The following is a 17,870-nucleotide window of genomic DNA, read 5'->3' as shown; positions in this document are numbered from 1 at the left end:
CACGCCCATGCCCCGTAGAACCTGGCGCGCCGCCCTCGCCACCTATGCCCACCCGGCCTCCCTGGCTCTGCTCCTGCTGGGCTTCGCCGCCGGTCTGCCGTACATGCTGGTGTTCTCCACCCTCTCGGTATGGCTGCGCGAGGCCGGCGTGGCCCACCAGACCATCGGTTACGCCAGCCTGATCGGCCTGGCCTACGCCTTCAAATGGGTGTGGGCACCGATGCTCGACCAGTGGCGCCTGCCGCTGCTCGGCCGCCTCGGCCGACGCCGCTCCTGGCTGGTGCTGTCCCAGGGCCTGGTGGCCTTCGGCCTGATCGGTATGGCCCTGTGCGACCCGCAGCAGCACCTGTCCTGGCTGATCGGCGTGGCCGTGGTGGTAGCCTTCGCCTCCGCCACCCAGGACATCGCGGTGGACGCCTACCGCCTGGAAATCGTCGACGACACCCGCCAGGCCGCCCTGGCCGCCAGCTACATGGCCGGCTACCGGGTCGCCGCCCTGCTGGCCACCGCCGGCGCGCTGTATTTCGCCGGCTGGTTCGGCAACCCCGGCGCCGGCTACCAGCACGGCGCCTGGGCCAGCACCTACCTGCTGTTTGCCATGCTCATGCTGCCGGGGGTGATCACCACCCTGTGGATGCGCGAACCCGCGGTGCCAATGCAGACCCAGATGGCCGCGGCGCGCTACGGCCTGTACCGCCAGCTGGCCTCGGTGCTGGTGCTGATCGTGCTGCTGGTGTCGGTGCCAGCCATGTTCACCCAGTTCTTCCGCAGCGACATCTTCCTGCTGTTCAGCGGCGAGATCGGCCTCGGCGAGCTGCTGCGCGAGGACCGCGCCACCCTGCGCTTCCTGCTCTACAGCATCCTCACCGCCGTGTGCCTGTCGCGCATGGGCCGCCGCGGCCTGGCGCCGGTGCTGACGCCGGTCAACGACTTCATCCTGCGCTACCGCTGGCAGGCCCTGCTGCTGCTCGGCCTGATCGCCACCTATCGCATGTCGGACACGGTGATGGGCGTGATGGCCAACGTCTTCTACATCGACATGGGCTTCGCCAAGAGCCAGATCGCCAGCGTCAGCAAGCTGTTCGGCCTGATCATGACCCTGCTCGGCGCAGCCCTCGGCGGCCTGCTGATCGTGCGCTTCGGCATCCTGCCGATCCTGCTGCTGGGCGGTGCGGCCTCGGCCGGCACCAACCTCCTGTTCGCTACCCTCTCCGGCCTCGGCGTGGTGGCCGACCCGGTGCTGTACGGCGCACAGACGGTCAGCCATCTGCTGTGGGCGCTGGACCCGCACATGCTGATGCTGGTGGGCACCATCACCCTCGATAACCTCAGCTCGGGCCTGGCCACGGCGGCGTTCGTCGCCTACCTGTCGAGCCTGACCAACCTGAAGTTCTCCGCCACCCAGTACGCCCTGCTCAGCTCCATCATGCTGCTGCTGCCGCGCCTGGTCGGTGGCTACTCGGGAGTGATGGTGGAGAAGGCCGGCTACGCCCAGTTCTTCCTCGCCACCGCGCTGCTGGGCATTCCCACCCTGCTGCTGATCATCCTGCAGTGGCGCCAGCAGGGCAGCCAACCGCTGCCCGCGCCGAGCACGCCGACGCCGCGCAGCGAACCCTGATCAGGCCGGCGCGGTGGTCTTGATGGTGCGCGCCAGCAGCCCCGGCACAGCGATGTCGACGCCGACCTGACGCAGGCGGTCGCGGATCTCCTCGTTGAACCTGAAGGTCACCGGCCAGTAGTCCGAGTTGGCCGTCCATACCCGCAGCGATAGAGTGATCGCGGTTTCGCCGAGCCCCGCGACCACCACCGCCGGCGCCGGGTCCTTGAGCACGCGCGGGTCTTCCGCCATCTCGCGCAGCACCTGCTGGGCCTTCTGCAGGTCGCTGTCGTAGTCGACCTTGACGTCGAACACGATCTGCCGGGTCGCCTGGCGCGAGGTGTTGACGATGGCGCCGTTGGACAGCGCGCCATTGGGCAGAATCACCGTCCGGTTGTCCCCGGTGCGCAGCACGGTGTGGAAGATCTGGATGCTGTCCACGGTGCCGGATTGGCCCTGGGCCTCGATCCAGTCGCCGATGCGGAACGGGCGGAACAGCAGGATCAGCACACCGCCGGCGAAATTGGCCAGGCTGCCTTGCAGGGCCAGGCCGATGGCCAGGCCGGCGGCACCGATGGCGGCAATGAAGGAGGCGGTGGAGATGCCGATCATGGTCGCCGCGCTGACCATCAGCAGCACCTTGAGCAGGATGTTGGCCAGGCTGCCGATGAAACCGGTCAGTGCCCGGTCCACCTTGCGCCCTTCCATCAGCAGCTGCAGGCGCCCGGTCACGCGGTTGATCAGCCACCAGCCGAGCATCAGCGTCACCAGCGCCAGGGTCAGCTTGCCGCTGTACTCCAGCACCACCGGCAGCCAGGCCTGGGACATCCGCACCAGTTCATCGTATGAGAATTGCATGAGCGCACTCCTGTTCGGACGGCAGAAACGACACCGCCATGGCTGGCCATGGCGGTGAGGGGTGTACTGCTTAGGATGCGCGTGCGACGCCGGAGGTTCCCGGCAGATCAGTCGCGGAAGTTGTTGTACTGCAGCGGCATGCCGAACTCCTTGGCGCGCAGGGCGGCGATCGCCTCCTGCAGGTCGTCGCGCTTCTTGCCGGTGACGCGCACCTGCTCGCCCTGGATGGCGGCCTGGACCTTGAGCTTGCTGTCCTTGATGTGGGCGACGATCTTCTTCGCCAGCTCCTTGTCGATGCCTTCGCGGAAGGTCACTTCCTGTTTCATCACCTTGCCGGATGCATAGGCGTCCTTGGCTTCCATGCACTGGCAATCGATCTTGCGCTTGATCAGGCTGGCGCGCACGATGTCGAGGACCTGCTCGAGCATGAACTCGGCCTCGGCGGTCAGGGTGATGGTCTTGTCCTTGCTCTCGATGCTGCACTTGCCGCGCAGATCGAAGCGGCGGTCGAGTTCCTTGACGGCGTTGTCGACCGCGTTGGTGAGTTCGTGCTTGTCCAGTTCCGACACCACGTCGAACGAAGGCATGGGCTTGCTCCTGATGGACGGCGCGATCCCCCTCACGGACTGAGCGCGCCTGACTTGACGATAAAATTGGCGCGCCCATTATAACCAGTCTGACCCACGCCGCTCAGCCAACCTGCGGCGGCCACCCTTTCCTGCCAGTGAGCCCCTCAATGCCCAACCCCCATCTCAGCATCCTGGTGGTGGACGACGCCAAGTTTTCCAGCGCCATGATCGGCCGTGCCCTGAGCCAGGCCGGTTACCAGGATGTGCGCTTCGCCAACAGTGCCGCGGAAGCCCTGCGCCTGCTGGAAAAACGTCCCGCCAGCGTGCTGCTGGCAGACTGGCTGATGCCGGAGATGGACGGCCTCGAGCTGACCGGGCGGGTGCGCCAGCTGGACGAGACGGCCGAGCATTACACCTACGTCATCCTGCTCACCGGCAAGGAAGGCGAGAACGTGCTGGTGGAGGCCTTCGACCGTGGCGTCGACGACTTCATCAGCAAGGCGGCGATGAACGAACAGCTGGTGCCGCGCGTGTACGCCGCCGACCGCCTGTGCAACACCCTGCAGCGCCTGCTCAACGAGAACCGCATGCTGACCCAGAACATCTCCAGCCTGGAGCAGCGCAACCTGGTCGACTCGCTGACCGGCCTGGGCAACCCGCGCTACCTGCAGCAGAAGCTCAACGACTGCCTGCGTCAGGTCGAGTCCCGCGGCGGCGCCCTGTGTTACCTGCTGATCGGCCTGCAGGAAGGCGAGGCGCTGCGCCGCCAGTACGGCAACGGCTTCTGGAACGAGGTGCTGCACGGTGTCGCGCGGCGCCTGCAACAGCTGGTTCGTCCGCTGGACGTGCTGACTCGCGTCGACGAGACCCACTTCGGCATGATCGCCATGCTCGACGACCTGCACGAATGCTCGCCGAGCAGCTTCAAGCGCCTGCACGAAGGCCTCAACCTCAAGGCCTTCAAGACCAGCGAAGGCTTCATCAGCCTCAAGGCCGGCATCTCGCTGGTCGGCCTGGACGCCAAATCGCTGCCCGTCGAGCCGCACTACCTGTTCGCAGAAGCCAGCCGCGTGCTGCCGGAGTCCTACGCCAGCGGCCGGGTCAGTGCACTGCGCCTGCCGCTACCACAGTGAGCTGGCACGTACTCGGAGCCGGTAGCCTGGGCGGCCTGTGGGCCGCCCGCCTGGCTCGTGCCGGGGTGCCGACAAGACTGATCCTACGCGACCAGGCCAGCCTGACCCGCTACCGCGCCGCTGGCGGCCTGACCCTGGTGCAAGACGGCCAGGCCAACCTGCACCCCATCGCCGCGGAAACACCGAGCCATGGCGCGCCGATCCGCCGCCTGCTGGTGGCCTGCAAGGCCTATGACGCCGAAGAAGCCACCGCCGCCCTGGCAGCACGCCTGGCACCCGGCGCCGAGATCATCCTGCTGCAAAACGGCCTGGGCAGCCAGGAGGCGGTTGCCACGCGCCTGCCGCGTGCGCGCTGCGTGTTCGCCTCCAGCACCGAAGGCGCGTTCCGCGACGGTGATTTCCGTGTGGTCTACGCCGGCCGCGGCCATACCTGGCTCGGCGTGCAGGGCGAGCGACGCACCCCGGAATGGCTCGACGACCTGCAGACCGCCGACATTCCCCATCAGTGGACGCACGACATCCTCGCCAAGCTGTGGCGCAAGCTGGCGCTGAACTGCGCGATCAACCCGCTGACCGTGCTGCACGACTGCCGCAACGGCGGCCTGCGTGACTGGCCGGAGGAAGTGGCCGGGCTGTGCACGGAGCTGGCCGAGCTGCTGCGCCAGGCCGGCCAGCCAGACGCCGCCGAGGACCTGTACGCCGAGGTACTGCGGGTGATCGACGGCACCGCGGCCAACTACTCCTCGATGCACCAGGACGTGGCCCAGGGCCGGCGCACCGAGATCGCCTACCTGCTGGGCCACGCCTGCGCCGAGGCCGAGCGCCTGCAGCTGAGGCTGCCGCGCCTGGACGATCTGCTGCAGCGCCTGCGCGAGCACCTCACCGCCCGCGGATTGCCCGTGACCTGAACGAGCGGTACCCTGCCCCTCCAGTCTCAATGGAAGCCGCGCCCTTGACCCGTCTGCGCCAGCGCCTCGACAACCTGCCGGTCGGCCGCAAGCTGCTCTTCGCGCTGCTGATCCTGCTGGCCGCGGTCATGCTGGTGGCCAACCTGGCGTTCATCAGCGCGGCCTACTGGATCTCCCAGGAAAGCGTCGCGCCCCAGGCCCTGCAGACCATCGGCAAACTGATCGCCACCCCCGAGCTGAGCCGGCACGCCCTGGCCACGCCGCAAGCCGCACACAAGCTGCTGGAACGTCTGGAAAGCTACACCCCGCTACGCGCCGCCGCCCTGTACAACGGCACCGGCGTGCGCCTGGCCGAGCTGCAACTGGGCGACGCCCTGCAGCTGCCGTCACGCAGCGACGAACTGGAGCACTGGCGCCTGCGCGAATTCCGCTCCACCCAGGTGATTCCCCTGCCGCAAGCGGGCCAGCCGCCCGGCTACCTGCTGCTGGTGGCCTCCAGCGAGCTGCCCGGCGCCTTCTACACCGGCACCCTGACCGCCAGCCTGGCGATCCTCGCCATCAGCGTGGTGCTCTGGGCGCTGATCGCCCGCCAGGTGCGCCGCCTGATCACCCGGCCGATCCGCCGGCTGGAGGAGCTGTCGCGCCAGGTCACCCGCGAGGAGAACTATTCGCTGCGCGCCGCCCGCGGCAACCGCGACGAGATCGGTAGCCTGGCCGATGCCTTCAACACCATGCTCGGCCGCATCGAGGCCCGCGAGCAGCAGCTCAAGCGCGCCCGCGACGACGCCGAGAGCGCCTTCAGCCAGGCCCAGAGCCTGGCCGAGGAGACCCGCCACTCCAACCGCAAGCTGGAGCTGGAAGTGCAGGTGCGCAGCAAGATCGAGAAGAAGCTCACCGGCTTCCAGAACTACCTCAACAACATCATCGACTCCATGCCCTCGGCGCTGATCGCCCTCGACGACCAGCTCTACGTCACCCAATGGAACCAGGAGGCCAGCGCCCTCTCCGGCACGCCGCTGGACGAGGCGCTGAACCAGCCGGTGTTCCTCGCCTTCCCGCCGCTCAAGCCGTTCCTCGCCCAGCTCAAGCGCACCGCCGAACAGCACAAGGTAGAGAAGATCGAGCGCGTCACCTGGCGCAAGGACGAGGACGCCCACCACTACGCCCTGACCTTCTACCCGCTGATGGGCGCCGGCGGCCGTGGCGTGGTGATCCGTATCGACGACATCACCCAGCGCCTGTCGCTGGAGGAGATGATGGTGCAGTCGGAGAAGATGCTCTCCGTGGGCGGCCTGGCCGCCGGCATGGCGCACGAGATCAACAACCCGCTGGGCGCCATCCTGCACAACGTGCAGAACATCCGCCGGCGCCTTTCGCCGGAACTGGCGAAGAACCAGGACCTGGCCGTGGAGGTTGGCATCGCCCTGGACGACGTCACCGCCTACCTGGACGCCCGCGAGATTCCCCAACTGCTCGACGGCATCGCCCAGGCCGGCTCGCGGGCGGCCAAGATCGTCAGCCACATGCTCGCCTTCAGCCGCCGCAGCAACCGCCAGCTGGCGCCCTGCCAACTGCCGGTGCTGATCGACCAGGCGCTGGAGATCGCCGGCAACGACTTCGACCTGACCGAGAGCTTCGACTTCCGCGGCATCGCCATCGAACGCGACTTCGACCCCAGCCTGGGCCCGGTCCCGGCCACCGCCAACGAGATGGAGCAGGTGCTGCTCAACCTGCTGAAGAACGCCGCCCAGGCCATCCACCTGCGCGATGACGAGGACGAGCCGGGGCGTATCGTCCTGCGCACCCGCTGCAACCCGCCGTGGGCGGAGATCCAGGTGGAAGACAACGGCATCGGCATGCCCGAGCCGGTGCGCAAGCGCATTTTCGAGCCGTTCTTTACCACCAAGGAAGTCGGCCAGGGCACCGGCCTGGGCCTATCCGTGTCGTATTTCATCGTCACCAACAACCACAAGGGGCAGCTGGAAGTGCAGTCCACCCAGGGCCAGGGCACCTGCTTCACCCTGCGATTGCCGCTGACCGCCCCCGCCGAAAACACGAGCATCTGATGGGCCACCGACTGAGCAAGATCTACACGAAGACCGGCGACAAGGGCGAGACCGGCCTGGCCGATGGCCGCCGCGTGGCCAAGGACCACCCGCGGGTGGAGGCCATGGGCGAGCTGGATACGCTGAACAGCCAGCTCGGCCTGCTGCTGGCGGACCTGGCCGAACAGGCCGCCACATGCCCCGGACTGGGCGAGATCATCGCGGTCTTGGCGCCCTGCCAGCACCGCCTGTTCGACCTCGGCGGCGAGCTGGCGATGCCGGACTACCAGGCCCTGCAGGAAGGCGAGGTGGCGCGCCTGGAGGCGGCCATCGACCTGTGGAACGAGGAACTCGGCCCGCTGCAGAACTTCATCCTCCCCGGCGGCTCACGCCTGGTGGCCCAGGCCCATGTCTGCCGCAGCCTGGCGCGCAGTGCCGAGCGGCGCTGCCAACAGCTCAACGCCGAAGAACCGCTACGCCCGGTGGGCATGGCCTACATCAACCGCCTGTCCGACCTACTGTTCGTCGCCGGCCGGCTGATCGCTCGCCGCCAGGGCATCGACGAGGTGCTGTGGCAGGCGGCGGAGAAACCGCCGCAAGGCTGAAAGATAGCGATGCCAAGGGCATCGCTGATGTCATTGCGGCCAGAACGCGCGGATACCAGCCACGCCCTGCGCCCCGGCCTGCCAGGCCCGCTGGCGATCCTGCGGGCCGACGCCACCGAGCAGGAAGGCCGGCAGGTTACAGCCACGCAGCAGCTCGGTAGCGGCCTCCCAGCCCAGCGGCGTGGCCTCGGGATGCGTCTGGGTGGCCTGCACCGGCGACAGGGTGACGAAGTCCACCCCCATGCGCGCGGCCAGTGCCAGTTCCTCGGCCGTGTGGCAGGAAGCTGCCAGCCAGCGCTGGCCGGGGAACGGCCGGCCGTTGGCGACGTACTTGCGCAGCTGCTCGGCCGTCAGATGCCAGCCGGCGGCAGGGAAGTCGCCCAGCCACTCCAGCGGCCCCTTGAGCATCAACTGCGCCTTGCCGGCACACAGGCCCTGAATATCCACGGCCAGGTCACGGTACTGCGGATCGAACATGTTCGGCGCGCGCAGCTGGATCAACTTGGCGCCGCTGGCCAGGGCCGCACGCACGCCGCGCATCAGTTCGGCCGGCTCCAGGCCCTCGGGTGTGATCAGGTAGGTGTCGGGCAGGCGCGCCGCCGCAACTATCGGCTGGTTGGCGGCGGGGAACTCGTAGTCGAGCAGCTCGCGCTCGCTGGCCCAGGCCAGTGGCTGGCCCTCGGCGCCGTGCGGTTCGCCGCTGAAGGCGGAGACTTCCCAGACATCCAGCAGCACCTGCTTGTCCGGGTAGTCGTGGTGCACCTGGATCAGCGGCCGGGCGGTGCCTACGCGAATGCCCAGCTCCTCCTCCAGCTCGCGGGCCAGGGCCAGCTCGACCGCCTCGCCCTCCTCCACCTTGCCGCCGGGAAACTCCCAGAGGCCACCCTGGTGCTTGTCCTGCGGGCGCTTGGCGAGCAGTACCCGGCCATCGCCGCCACGGATCACCGCGGCGGCCACATGAATGCGTTTCAAGCCCTGGTCTCCTGCAGCGCGGCCTGGTACCAGCGTTGGAAGGCCGGCCACTGGTAGATGGTGTCGACGTAAGCGGCGGCCTCGGCCGGCAGCTCCACGCGATAGCTGCGCAGGCGCGCCGCCACCGGGGCGAAGAAGGCATCGGCGATGCTGGCATGGCCGAACAGGAACGGACCGTCCTGGCCGAAGCGCTGACGGCAGTCCGCCCATAGCTTGCATACGCGCTGGATATCGGCCTGGGCCTCGGCGGGAATCTCGGCCAGGGCCTGGTCGCGCGCCAGGTCCATGGACATGTGGCTGCGCAGGGCCATGAAGCCGCTGTGCATCTCGGCGCACACGCTGCGCGCCAAGGCGCGGGCGTACTGGCCACGAGGCCAGAGGTGCGCTTCGGGGAAGCGCTCGGCGAGGTATTCGGCGATGGCCAGCGAATCCCACACCGGACCTTCCTCGGTGTGCAGCACCGGCACCTTGCCGGTCGGCGCATGGGCCAGCAGCTGGCTGCGGCTGTCCGGCCGGTACAGATGCACCAGGATCTCCTCGTAGGGCACCCCGGTCAGGTCCATGACCAGGGCCGCGCGCAGCGACCAGGAGGAATAGTTCTTGTCGCCGATCACCAGCTTGAGGGACATGTTCGCTCTCCTAGAAAGGTTGTAGGCGGAGCGTACGCGGCCTCGCCGGCCGCGGACAATTCCGCTTGCGCATGCCCCTATGAGCAGGGGAATGGCAGCACAGAGCCGGGGCTGCGAGTCGCCTGCAACACCCTTACCCCCAACCCCTCTCCCACAGGGAGAGGGGAAGCACATGGCTCAGGTGCGGTATTCGGCGTTGATCTTCACGTACTCGTGGGACAGATCGGTGGTCCAGATCGTTTCGCTGCAATCGCCGCGGCCCAGCTCGATGCGGATGCCGATCTCCTCGCGGGCCATGACCGCCGCGCCTTGGTCCTCGGTATAAGCCGCGTCGCGGCCACCCTGGCTGGCAATACGCACCTCTCCTTGAAGCGCATCACCGAGGAACACATCGATCAGGCTCACGTCCAGGTTCGGCACGCCGGCGTAGCCAACGGCTGCGAGGATACGGCCCCAGTTGGGATCGGAGGCGAACAGCGCGGTCTTGATCAGCGGCGAGTGGGCCACGGCGTAGGCCACATCCAGGCACTCCTGGGGATTGCCGCCGCCGTTGACCTGCACGGTGACGAACTTGGTGGCGCCCTCGCCGTCACGGACGATGGCCTGGGCCACTTCCATAAACACCTCCAGCACCGCCTGCTTGAGCTTGGCGAACAGCTCGCCGGAGGCCGCGGTGATTTCCGGCAGTTTGGCTTGGCCGGTGGCGATCAACATGCAGCAGTCGTTGGTCGAGGTATCGCCGTCAATGGTGATGCGGTTGAACGACTTGTTGGCAGCGTCACGCACCAGAGCCTGCAGCACATCGCCAGCAACCTTGGCGTCGGTGGCGATGTAGCCGAGCATGGTGGCCATGTTCGGACGGATCATGCCGGCGCCTTTGCTGATGCCGGTCACGGTGACGGTCACGCCATCATGCTGGAACTGGCGGCTGGCACCCTTGGGCAGGGTGTCGGTGGTCATGATGCCGGTGGCGGCTTCGGCCCAGTGATCCTCGTGCAGATCGTCCAGGGCAGCCTGCAGCGCGCCCTCGATCTTGGCCACCGGCAGCGGCTCGCCGATGACACCGGTGGAGAACGGCAGCACCGCCTCCTCGGCCACACCGGTCAGCGCGGCCAGCGCGGCGCAGGTGCGGCGGGCGTTGCTCAGGCCATCCGGACCGGTGCCGGCGTTGGCGTTGCCGGTGTTGGTCAGCAGGTAGCGCACATCGCCGGCCATGCGCTCACGGGTGACGATCACCGGGGCGGCGCAGAAGGCGTTGGTGGTGGTCACGCCGGCCACCCGCGAGCCTTCGGCGCAGCGCATCACCACCACGTCCTTGCGCCCCGGGCGCTTGATGCCGGCGGAGGAAATGCCGAGTTCGAAACCGGGAACCGGATGCAGTGTGGGCAGGGGACCGAGACCAACGGCCATAGGAGCGCTCCTTACTTGGACAGTGACACATCAATTGGAAAAACGCCGCGAGCGGCAGAGCCGGTCGCGGCGTTTCTTGTATAGCAGGCCTGGTGCGGTTTAGCCGACCTGACCGTGGCAGTGCTTGTACTTCTTGCCAGAACCGCAGGGGCAAGGCTCATTACGGCCGATCTTCGGATCGCTGCGCACCGGGGTAGCAACCGCCAGCTCGCCTTCGGCCTCCTCACCCTCGGCAGCCGGCATGGCCGATGCCTCGGCATGCTGGAACTGCATGCGCTCGGCCATGGCCTCGGCCTCGCGGCGCAGACGCGCCTCTTCCTCGACCGGGTCTTCGCGGCGGACCTGGACGTGGGACAGCACGCGGATGGTGTCGCGCTTGATCGAGTCGAGCAGGTCCTGGAACAGGGTGAAGGACTCGCGCTTGTATTCCTGCTTGGGGTTCTTCTGCGCATAGCCGCGCAGGTGGATGCCGTGGCGCAGGTGGTCCATGGTCGCCAGGTGGTCCTTCCACAGATCGTCCAGCACGCGCAGCAGCATCTGCTTCTCGAAGGTGCGCAGGGCCTCGACGCCGGCCAGGTCTTCCTTCTCGGAGTAGGCGGCCAAGAGCTCGGCGAGGATCTTCTCGCGCAGGGTCTCTTCGTACAGCTTCTCGTCGCAGTCCAGCCACTGCTGGATCGGCAAACGCACGCCGAAGTCGCTGTTCAGCGCCATTTCCAGGCCGGTGATGTCCCACTGCTCGGGCAGCGACTGCGGCGGAATATGGTTGTTGATGGTGGCGGCCAGCACTTCCTCGCGGAATTCGATGATGGTCTCGCCGATGTTGTCGGCGGCCAGCAGGCTGTTGCGCATGTGGTAGATCACCTTGCGCTGCTCGTTGGCCACGTCGTCGTATTCGAGCAGCTGCTTGCGCATGTCGAAGTTGCGGCCTTCGACCTTGCGCTGGGCCTTCTCAATGGCGTTGGTGACCATGCTGTGCTCGATGGCCTCGCCGGACTGCATGCCCAGGGCCTTCATGAAGTTCTTCACCCGATCGGAAGCGAAGATGCGCATCAGGCTGTCTTCCAGCGACAGGTAGAAGCGGCTGGAGCCCGGGTCACCCTGGCGACCGGCACGGCCACGCAGCTGGTTGTCGATACGGCGGGACTCGTGACGCTCGGAGGCGATGACGTGCAGGCCACCGGCCTCGATCACCTGCTGGTGACGCTTCTGCCAGTCGGCCTTGATCTGCGCGACCTGCTCGTCGCTCGGCGCTTCCAGGGCGGCCACTTCGGCTTCCCAGTTGCCGCCGAGGAGGATGTCGGTACCACGACCGGCCATGTTGGTGGCCAGGGTCACGGCGCCCGGACGACCGGCCTGGGCGATGATCTCGGCTTCCTTCTCGTGGTATTTGGCGTTGAGCACCTTGTGCTCGATGCCGGCCTGCTCGAGCAGCTTGGAGACGTATTCGGAAGTCTCGATGGAGGCGGTACCGACCAGGATCGGACGGCCCTGGGCTTGGCACTCGCGGATATCGGTGATGATCGCCTGGTACTTCTCTTCCTGGGTCAGGTAGACCAGGTCGTTGTAGTCCTTGCGCGCCACCGGACGGTGGGTGGGGATGACCACCACGTCGAGGCCGTAGATCTGGCGGAACTCGAAGGCCTCGGTGTCGGCGGTGCCGGTCATGCCAGAGAGCTTCTTGTACAGGCGGAAGTAGTTCTGGAAGGTGGTCGAGGCCAGGGTCTGGCTCTCGGCCTGGATGTTCACGCCTTCCTTGGCCTCGATGGCCTGGTGCAGGCCCTCGGACAGGCGGCGGCCCTGCATGGTACGGCCGGTGTGCTCGTCGATCAGGATGACCTGGCCGTTCTGCACGATGTACTCGACGTTACGGTGGAACAACTTGTGCGCGCGCAGGCCGGCGTAGACGTGGGTCAGCAGGCTGAGGTTATGCGCGGCATAGAGGCTCTCGCCCTCGGCCAGCAGGCCGGCGGCGCTGAGCATCTCTTCCACGTACTGGTGGCCGGCCTCGTTGAGCTCGACCTGGCGGGTCTTCTCGTCGACCTTGTAGTGGCCTTCCTGAGTGACCACGCCTTCCTCTTCCTCGATGTGCTGCTTGAGGCGCGGGATCAGCTGGTTGATCTGCATGTACAGCTTGGAGCTGTCTTCGGCCTGGCCGGAGATGATCAGCGGGGTACGGGCTTCGTCGATGAGGATGGAGTCGACTTCGTCGATCACGGCGAAGTTGAGTTCGCGCTGGAATTTCTCCTCCAGGGCGAAGGCCATGTTGTCGCGCAGGTAGTCGAAACCGAATTCGTTGTTAGTGCCGTAGGTGATATCGGAGGCGTAGGCGGCGCGCTTCTCTTCCGGCGGCATGAAGGGAATCACCACGCCGACGGACAGGCCGAGGAATTCGTAGAGCGGGCGCATCCAGTTGGCGTCGCGGCGAGCCAGGTAGTCGTTCACCGTGACCACGTGCACGCCCTTGCCGGACAGGGCGTTGAGATACACCGCCAGGGTGCCCACCAGGGTCTTGCCCTCGCCGGTGCGCATCTCGGCGATCTTGCCTTCGTGCAGGGTCATGCCACCGATCAGCTGTACGTCGAAATGACGCATGCCCATCACCCGCTTGCCGGCCTCACGGGCCACGGCAAAGGCTTCGGGAAGAATCTGGTCGAGGCTCTCGCCCTTGGCCACACGCGCCTTGAACTCTTCGGTCTTGGCCTTCAGCTGCTCGTCGGAGAGCGCCAGCATCTGCTCTTCCAGGGCGTTGATCGCGGTCACTGTCTTGAGCATGCGTTTGACTTCGCGCTCGTTCTTGCTTCCAAAGAGTTTCTTCAACAGTGGCGCAAACATATCGGCAGATTCTTCCACTCTGGGGGATGGGGGGCGGCGCAGAAGGCCAGCCCGGCAGCCAGCTCGGCTGCGTGCAAAGGGGGCATTCTACTCGGAAACGTTGGCGAGAAAAGGGTGAACTCCTGCGAGTCTGCCGGATACGCCAAGCATGCCCGCAGGCACGCCGTAAGCCTTATATGGGGACGGTGACCGACAGCTGCAAGGGCCTTTGCTAACATGGGCGCACCAGCCCACGAATCCGCCGCCATGAGCCTTCGCCCACCACCCGCCAAGACCGCCGATGCCCTGCTGCGCGAGCACAAGCCGCTGCGCGCGCTGCTCAGTGCCGCCCAGCGCCTGGGCAAGCTGCAGGCGCTGGTCGAGGCACAGCTGGAGCCGGCCGCCCGCGAGCATTGCCAGGTGGCCAGCTGGCACGATGGCTGTCTGTTGTTGCTGACCAGCAACGGCCACTGGGCCACTCGCCTGCACTATCAGCAGCGCCGCTTGCAGCGCATGTTGCAGGTACTGCCGGAGTTCGCCGGGCTGCAGAAGATCCAGGTCAAGGTGCGTCCACCGAGCACCCACGCCACCTATCAGGCAAACAAGAGCGAGCTGTCCGAGGCTGCCGCCGACAGCCTGTGCAGCGCCGCCGAAGGTATCGGCGACCCCAAGCTGCGCGCCGCCCTGGAGCGCCTGGCGCGCAACGCCAAGCGCGACTGAGTTCTCGATGTAGTAGAGGTAGGCGTCAGAAAAAAACAGGCCACCCGAGGGTGGCCTGAATACAACAGAAGGGAAGGGTATTGCTTACACGGCCGCAACCGGGCGCATGTAGGAGATCGGCGCGGTGCTGGCGTCGTCGAAGATCACCACTTCCCAAGCATCTTGCTGCTCGATCAGGGTGCGCAGCAGACGATTGTTCAGCGCGTGTCCGGACTTGAAGCCCTTGAACTCGCCGATCAGGCTGTTGCCCAGCAGGTAGAGGTCGCCGATGGCGTCGAGGATCTTGTGCTTGACGAATTCGTCCTCGTAACGGAGGCCGTCTTCGTTGAGCACGCGGAACTCATCGACCACGATGGCGTTCTCCACGCTGCCGCCGAGTGCCAGGTTCTGCGAACGCAGGAACTCGATGTCGCGCATGAACCCGAAGGTCCGTGCGCGGCTCACTTCCTTGACGAAGGAAGTGCTGGAGAAGTCGACGCTGGCGGTCTGGGTGCGACCACGGAACACCGGGTGATCGAAATCGATCTCGAAGCTCACCTTAAAGCCGTCGAAGGGCAGGAAGGTGGCGCGCTTGTCGCCCTCCTCCACTGTCACTTCGCGGAGCACGCGGATGAACTTCTTCGGCGCTTCCTGCTCTTCCAGGCCAGCAGACTGAATCAGGAATACAAAGGGACCGGCACTGCCGTCCATGATCGGGACTTCTGACGCCGACAGCTCGACGTAGGCGTTGTCGATGCCCAGGCCTGCCATGGCCGAAAGCAAGTGCTCGACGGTGTCCACCTTGACATCACCATTGACCAGAGTGGTCGACATGGTGGTCTCACCGACATTCTCGGCGCGGGCGGGGATTTCCACGACCGGATCCAGATCGGTGCGACGGAACACGATTCCGGTGTCCACCGGGGCCGGCTTGAGGGTCAGGTAAACCTTTTCCCCCGAGTGCAGGCCAACGCCGGTGGCTCGGATGATGTTCTTCAGGGTGCGTTGTCTGATCATGGTTTTGGCTGCGCTTGTTGCGAACTGTTTTCAACAATGGGCGGCGATGATAGCAGAACCGCCCTTTGCTGAACACCAATCACCGATATACTCCTGATAGATACCATCAATCAGCCTGACGACGCAGGAAGGCCGGGATGTCCAGATAGTCCAGGTCGTCCTGAGTGTTCAGCTTGGCCGCGGCGGCACTGCCGGCGAGGCTTTGGCGCTGAACGGTCGGGCGCTCGTAGTCCTTGTAGTTGACGGCCGGCTGCTCGGCAGCGCGAGGAGCGGCGCTGATGGTGGCAGCCGGAACGGCAACGGCGGCAGCCGCGATGGTGTTGTCGACCACCTTGACCGGCTTCTCGATGCGCGCGCCCAGGCCGGTAGCGACCACGGTCACGTGCAGCTCGTCGCGCATGTCCGGATCGATCACAGCACCGACCTTGACGGTCGCGGCTTCCGAGGCGAAGGCCTCGATGATCTCGCCGACCGCGGCGTACTCGCCCAGGGACAGGTCGAGACCGGCGGTGATGTTGACCAGGATGCCACGCGCGCCCTGCAGGTTGACGTCTTCCAGCAGCGGGTTGCGGATGGCGGCCTCGGTGGCCTCGCGAGCACGGTTCGGACCGCTGGCGCAGCCGGTGCCCATCATGGCCATGCCCATCTCGCCCATCACGGTCTTCACGTCGGCGAAGTCGACGTTCATCAGGCCCGGACGCTGCATAATGTCGGAGATACCGCGTACGGCGCCAGACAGCACGTCGTCAGCCTTGGCGAAGGCGGACAGCAGACTGGCGTCCTTGCCGAGGATGGTCAGCAGCTTCTCGTTGGGGATAGTGATCAGCGAGTCGACCACATCGGACAGAGCGCGGATGCCCTCGTCGGCGACCTGCATGCGCTTGCGGCCTTCGAACGGGAACGGACGAGTCACCACGGCAACGGTAAGGATGCCCATCTCTTTCGCCACTTCGGCGATGATCGGCGCCGCACCGGTACCGGTGCCGCCACCCATGCCGGTGGTGATGAACACCATGTCGGCACCGCTCAGCACTTCGGCGATGCGCTCGCGATCTTCCATGGCGGCCTGGCGGCCGATTTCCGGGTTGGTACCGGCACCCAGGCCCTTGGTCACGCCCGGGCCGAGTTGCAGCACGGTGCGCGCGCCGACGTTCTTCAACGCCTGGGCATCGGTGTTGGCGCAGATGAATTCCACGCCTTCGATGTTGTTCTTGATCATGTGGTTGACAGCGTTACCGCCGCCGCCGCCCACGCCGATGACTTTGATAACTGCGCTTTGTGGAGCGTTATCTACTAGTTCGAACATTTCCCCTCTCCTTCTTTTTTAGTTATCGCCTACAGCTACCGCGGGTTTCACATCAGAAATTGCCCTGGACCCAGCGTTTCAGCCGTTCCAGTACCGGTGTTTTGGGCTCATCGCCATACTGAATCCCAGGCGCGTGGAAGCCGTCGGACTGTTTCCGCAGCCCGTACATCAGCAGGCCCACGCCTGTGGAATAAATTGGATTACGCACGACGTCGGTCAGTCCCTTGACGCTGTGGGGTACGCCCAAACGCACCGGCATGTGAAAGATCTCTTCGGCCAGTTCGACGGCGCCTTCCATCTTGGCGGTGCCGCCGGTGAGGACGATCCCGGCAGGGATCATGTCCTCGTAGCCGCTGCGCCGCAGCTCGGCCTGAATGAGGGTGAAGAGCTCGTCGTAACGGGGCTCAACAACCTCGGCCAGAGCTTGACGGGACAGCTCCCGCGGTGGCCGGTCTCCCACACTGGGAACCTTGATGGTTTCCCCTGGACCCGCCAGTTTGGCTAGGGCGCAAGCATACCGAATCTTGATTTCCTCGGCATACTGGGTCGGGGTGCGTAATGCCATTGCAATATCATTGGTGACCTGGTCGCCGGCGATCGGAATCACCGCGGTGTGACGTATCGCACCATCGGCGAAGATGGCGATGTCGGTGGTACCGCCACCGATATCGACCAGGCACACGCCCAGCTCCTTTTCGTCCTCGGTCAGCACCGAGTAGGCGGAAGCCAGCTGTTCCAGAATGATGTCGTCCACTTCCAGGCCACAGCGACGCACGCACTTCTCGACGTTCTGCGCGGCGTTGGTGGCGCAGGTGACCACGTGCACCTTGGCTTCCAGACGCACGCCGGACATGCCGAGCGGCTCGCGCACGCCCTCCTGGTTATCGATCACGTAGTCCTGCGGCAGGGTGTGCAGCACGCGTTGGTCGGCCGGGATGGCCACGGCCTGGGCGGCGTCGAGCACGCGCTCCAGGTCGGCCGGGCTCACTTCGCGGTCGCGGATGGCGACGATGCCATGGCTGTTCAGGCTGCGGATGTGGTTGCCGGCGATGCCGACGAAGGCCGAGTGGATACGGCAGCCGGCCATCAGCTGTGCCTCTTCGATGGCGCGCTGGATCGACTGCACGGTGGATTCGATGTTCACCACCACGCCCTTCTTCAGGCCGCGCGACGGGCTGGTGCCGATACCGACGATATCCAGCTCGCCATCGGCCGTCACCTCGCCCACCAGCGCCACCACTTTGGAGGTGCCGATGTCCAGGCCGACGATCATCTTGCCGCTCTGCACGCTTGCCATGATCTCTACTGTTC

The 17,870-nt window shown here is 66.1% G+C and carries 15 protein-coding genes; 6 read left to right on the top strand and 9 right to left on the bottom strand.

All coding sequences use genetic code 11. The features are described from left to right. The first annotated feature begins 7 nt into the window (after positions 1-7). A complete protein-coding gene (locus N7607_RS14685; protein ID WP_279866151.1) occupies positions 8-1,618 on the top strand; it encodes an AmpG family muropeptide MFS transporter in 1,611 nt (536 codons plus the stop codon). Here N7607_RS14685 and N7607_RS14680 read toward each other — a convergent pair whose 3' ends face one another. Together N7607_RS14680 and N7607_RS14675 are read right to left on the bottom strand one after the other, a co-directional pair. After that, on the bottom strand, positions 1,619-2,455 hold the full coding sequence (locus N7607_RS14680; protein ID WP_279866152.1) for a mechanosensitive ion channel family protein: 837 nt from the start codon (positions 2,453-2,455) through the stop codon (positions 1,619-1,621). Positions 2,456-2,562: 107 nt separating this feature from the next. Further along, positions 2,563-3,042, bottom strand: coding sequence for a YajQ family cyclic di-GMP-binding protein (locus N7607_RS14675; RefSeq protein ID WP_279866153.1), 480 nt, complete (start codon positions 3,040-3,042; stop codon positions 2,563-2,565). A gap of 149 nt (positions 3,043-3,191) precedes the next feature. Between N7607_RS14675 and N7607_RS14670 the strand changes: the two genes are divergently transcribed. From N7607_RS14670 to N7607_RS14655, 4 genes are read left to right on the top strand one after another with little or no spacing between them, the layout of a single operon-like run. Further along, on the top strand, positions 3,192-4,157 hold the full coding sequence (locus N7607_RS14670; RefSeq protein WP_279866154.1) for a response regulator: 966 nt from the start codon (positions 3,192-3,194) through the stop codon (positions 4,155-4,157). Continuing rightward, a complete protein-coding gene (locus N7607_RS14665) occupies positions 4,154-5,065 on the top strand; it encodes a putative 2-dehydropantoate 2-reductase (protein ID WP_279866155.1) in 912 nt (303 codons plus the stop codon). Before N7607_RS14670 ends, N7607_RS14665 begins: the two co-directional genes overlap by 4 nt. A 53-nt stretch (positions 5,066-5,118) precedes the next feature. Then, positions 5,119-7,131, top strand: coding sequence for an ATP-binding protein (locus tag N7607_RS14660; protein WP_279866300.1), 2,013 nt, complete (start codon positions 5,119-5,121; stop codon positions 7,129-7,131). Beyond that, positions 7,131-7,715: a cob(I)yrinic acid a,c-diamide adenosyltransferase gene (locus N7607_RS14655; RefSeq protein ID WP_279866157.1), complete on the top strand. Its 585-nt coding sequence runs from the start codon at positions 7,131-7,133 to the stop codon at positions 7,713-7,715. The genes N7607_RS14660 and N7607_RS14655 overlap by 1 nt, the downstream gene beginning before the upstream one ends. A 30-nt stretch (positions 7,716-7,745) precedes the next feature. On the opposite strand, the gene N7607_RS14650 is transcribed toward N7607_RS14655, so the two are convergent. The 4 genes from N7607_RS14650 to secA all read right to left on the bottom strand — a co-directional run bounded on the left by N7607_RS14650 (position 7,746) and on the right by secA (position 13,558). Continuing rightward, the gene (locus tag N7607_RS14650) at positions 7,746-8,687 is read right to left on the bottom strand and encodes a Nudix family hydrolase (protein ID WP_279866159.1); all 942 of its coding nucleotides are present in this window, start codon (positions 8,685-8,687) and stop codon (positions 7,746-7,748) included. Then, positions 8,684-9,316, bottom strand: a complete 633-nt coding sequence (locus tag N7607_RS14645; protein WP_279866161.1) for a glutathione S-transferase family protein — start codon at positions 9,314-9,316, stop codon at positions 8,684-8,686. The genes N7607_RS14650 and N7607_RS14645 overlap by 4 nt, the downstream gene beginning before the upstream one ends. 177 nt (positions 9,317-9,493) lie before the next feature. Continuing rightward, the gene (gene argJ / locus N7607_RS14640; RefSeq protein ID WP_279866164.1) at positions 9,494-10,726 is read right to left on the bottom strand and encodes a bifunctional glutamate N-acetyltransferase/amino-acid acetyltransferase ArgJ; all 1,233 of its coding nucleotides are present in this window, start codon (positions 10,724-10,726) and stop codon (positions 9,494-9,496) included. Positions 10,727-10,825: 99 nt separating this feature from the next. Further along, positions 10,826-13,558 carry a preprotein translocase subunit SecA gene (secA, locus tag N7607_RS14635; RefSeq protein ID WP_279866165.1) on the bottom strand — a complete coding sequence of 911 codons (2,733 nt, stop codon included), beginning with the start codon at positions 13,556-13,558 and terminating at the stop codon, positions 10,826-10,828. Between the two features lie 246 nt (positions 13,559-13,804). On the opposite strand from secA, the gene N7607_RS14630 reads away from it, so the two are divergent. After that, entirely contained in the window at positions 13,805-14,257 is a 453-nt protein-coding gene (locus N7607_RS14630; RefSeq protein WP_279866166.1) for a DciA family protein, read from the top strand. A gap of 84 nt (positions 14,258-14,341) precedes the next feature. Here N7607_RS14630 and lpxC read toward each other — a convergent pair whose 3' ends face one another. From lpxC to ftsA, 3 genes are all read right to left on the bottom strand, one after another. Beyond that, positions 14,342-15,253 (bottom strand): UDP-3-O-acyl-N-acetylglucosamine deacetylase, encoded by a 912-nt coding sequence (gene lpxC / locus N7607_RS14625; RefSeq protein WP_043309095.1) that lies wholly within the window; start codon positions 15,251-15,253, stop codon positions 14,342-14,344. A 106-nt stretch (positions 15,254-15,359) separates the two neighbouring features. Next, on the bottom strand, positions 15,360-16,559 hold the full coding sequence (ftsZ, locus tag N7607_RS14620) for a cell division protein FtsZ (RefSeq protein ID WP_279866168.1): 1,200 nt from the start codon (positions 16,557-16,559) through the stop codon (positions 15,360-15,362). A 52-nt stretch (positions 16,560-16,611) separates the two neighbouring features. Further along, positions 16,612-17,856 (bottom strand): cell division protein FtsA, encoded by a 1,245-nt coding sequence (gene ftsA, locus N7607_RS14615; RefSeq protein WP_137974899.1) that lies wholly within the window; start codon positions 17,854-17,856, stop codon positions 16,612-16,614. Positions 17,857-17,870 lie beyond the last annotated feature (14 nt).

It is taken from the genome of Pseudomonas sp. GD04019, assembly GCF_029837695.1.
In the GTDB taxonomy this organism is placed as follows: Bacteria; Pseudomonadota; Gammaproteobacteria; order Pseudomonadales; family Pseudomonadaceae; genus Aquipseudomonas.
This window is presented reverse-complemented; position numbering and strand designations above follow the sequence as displayed.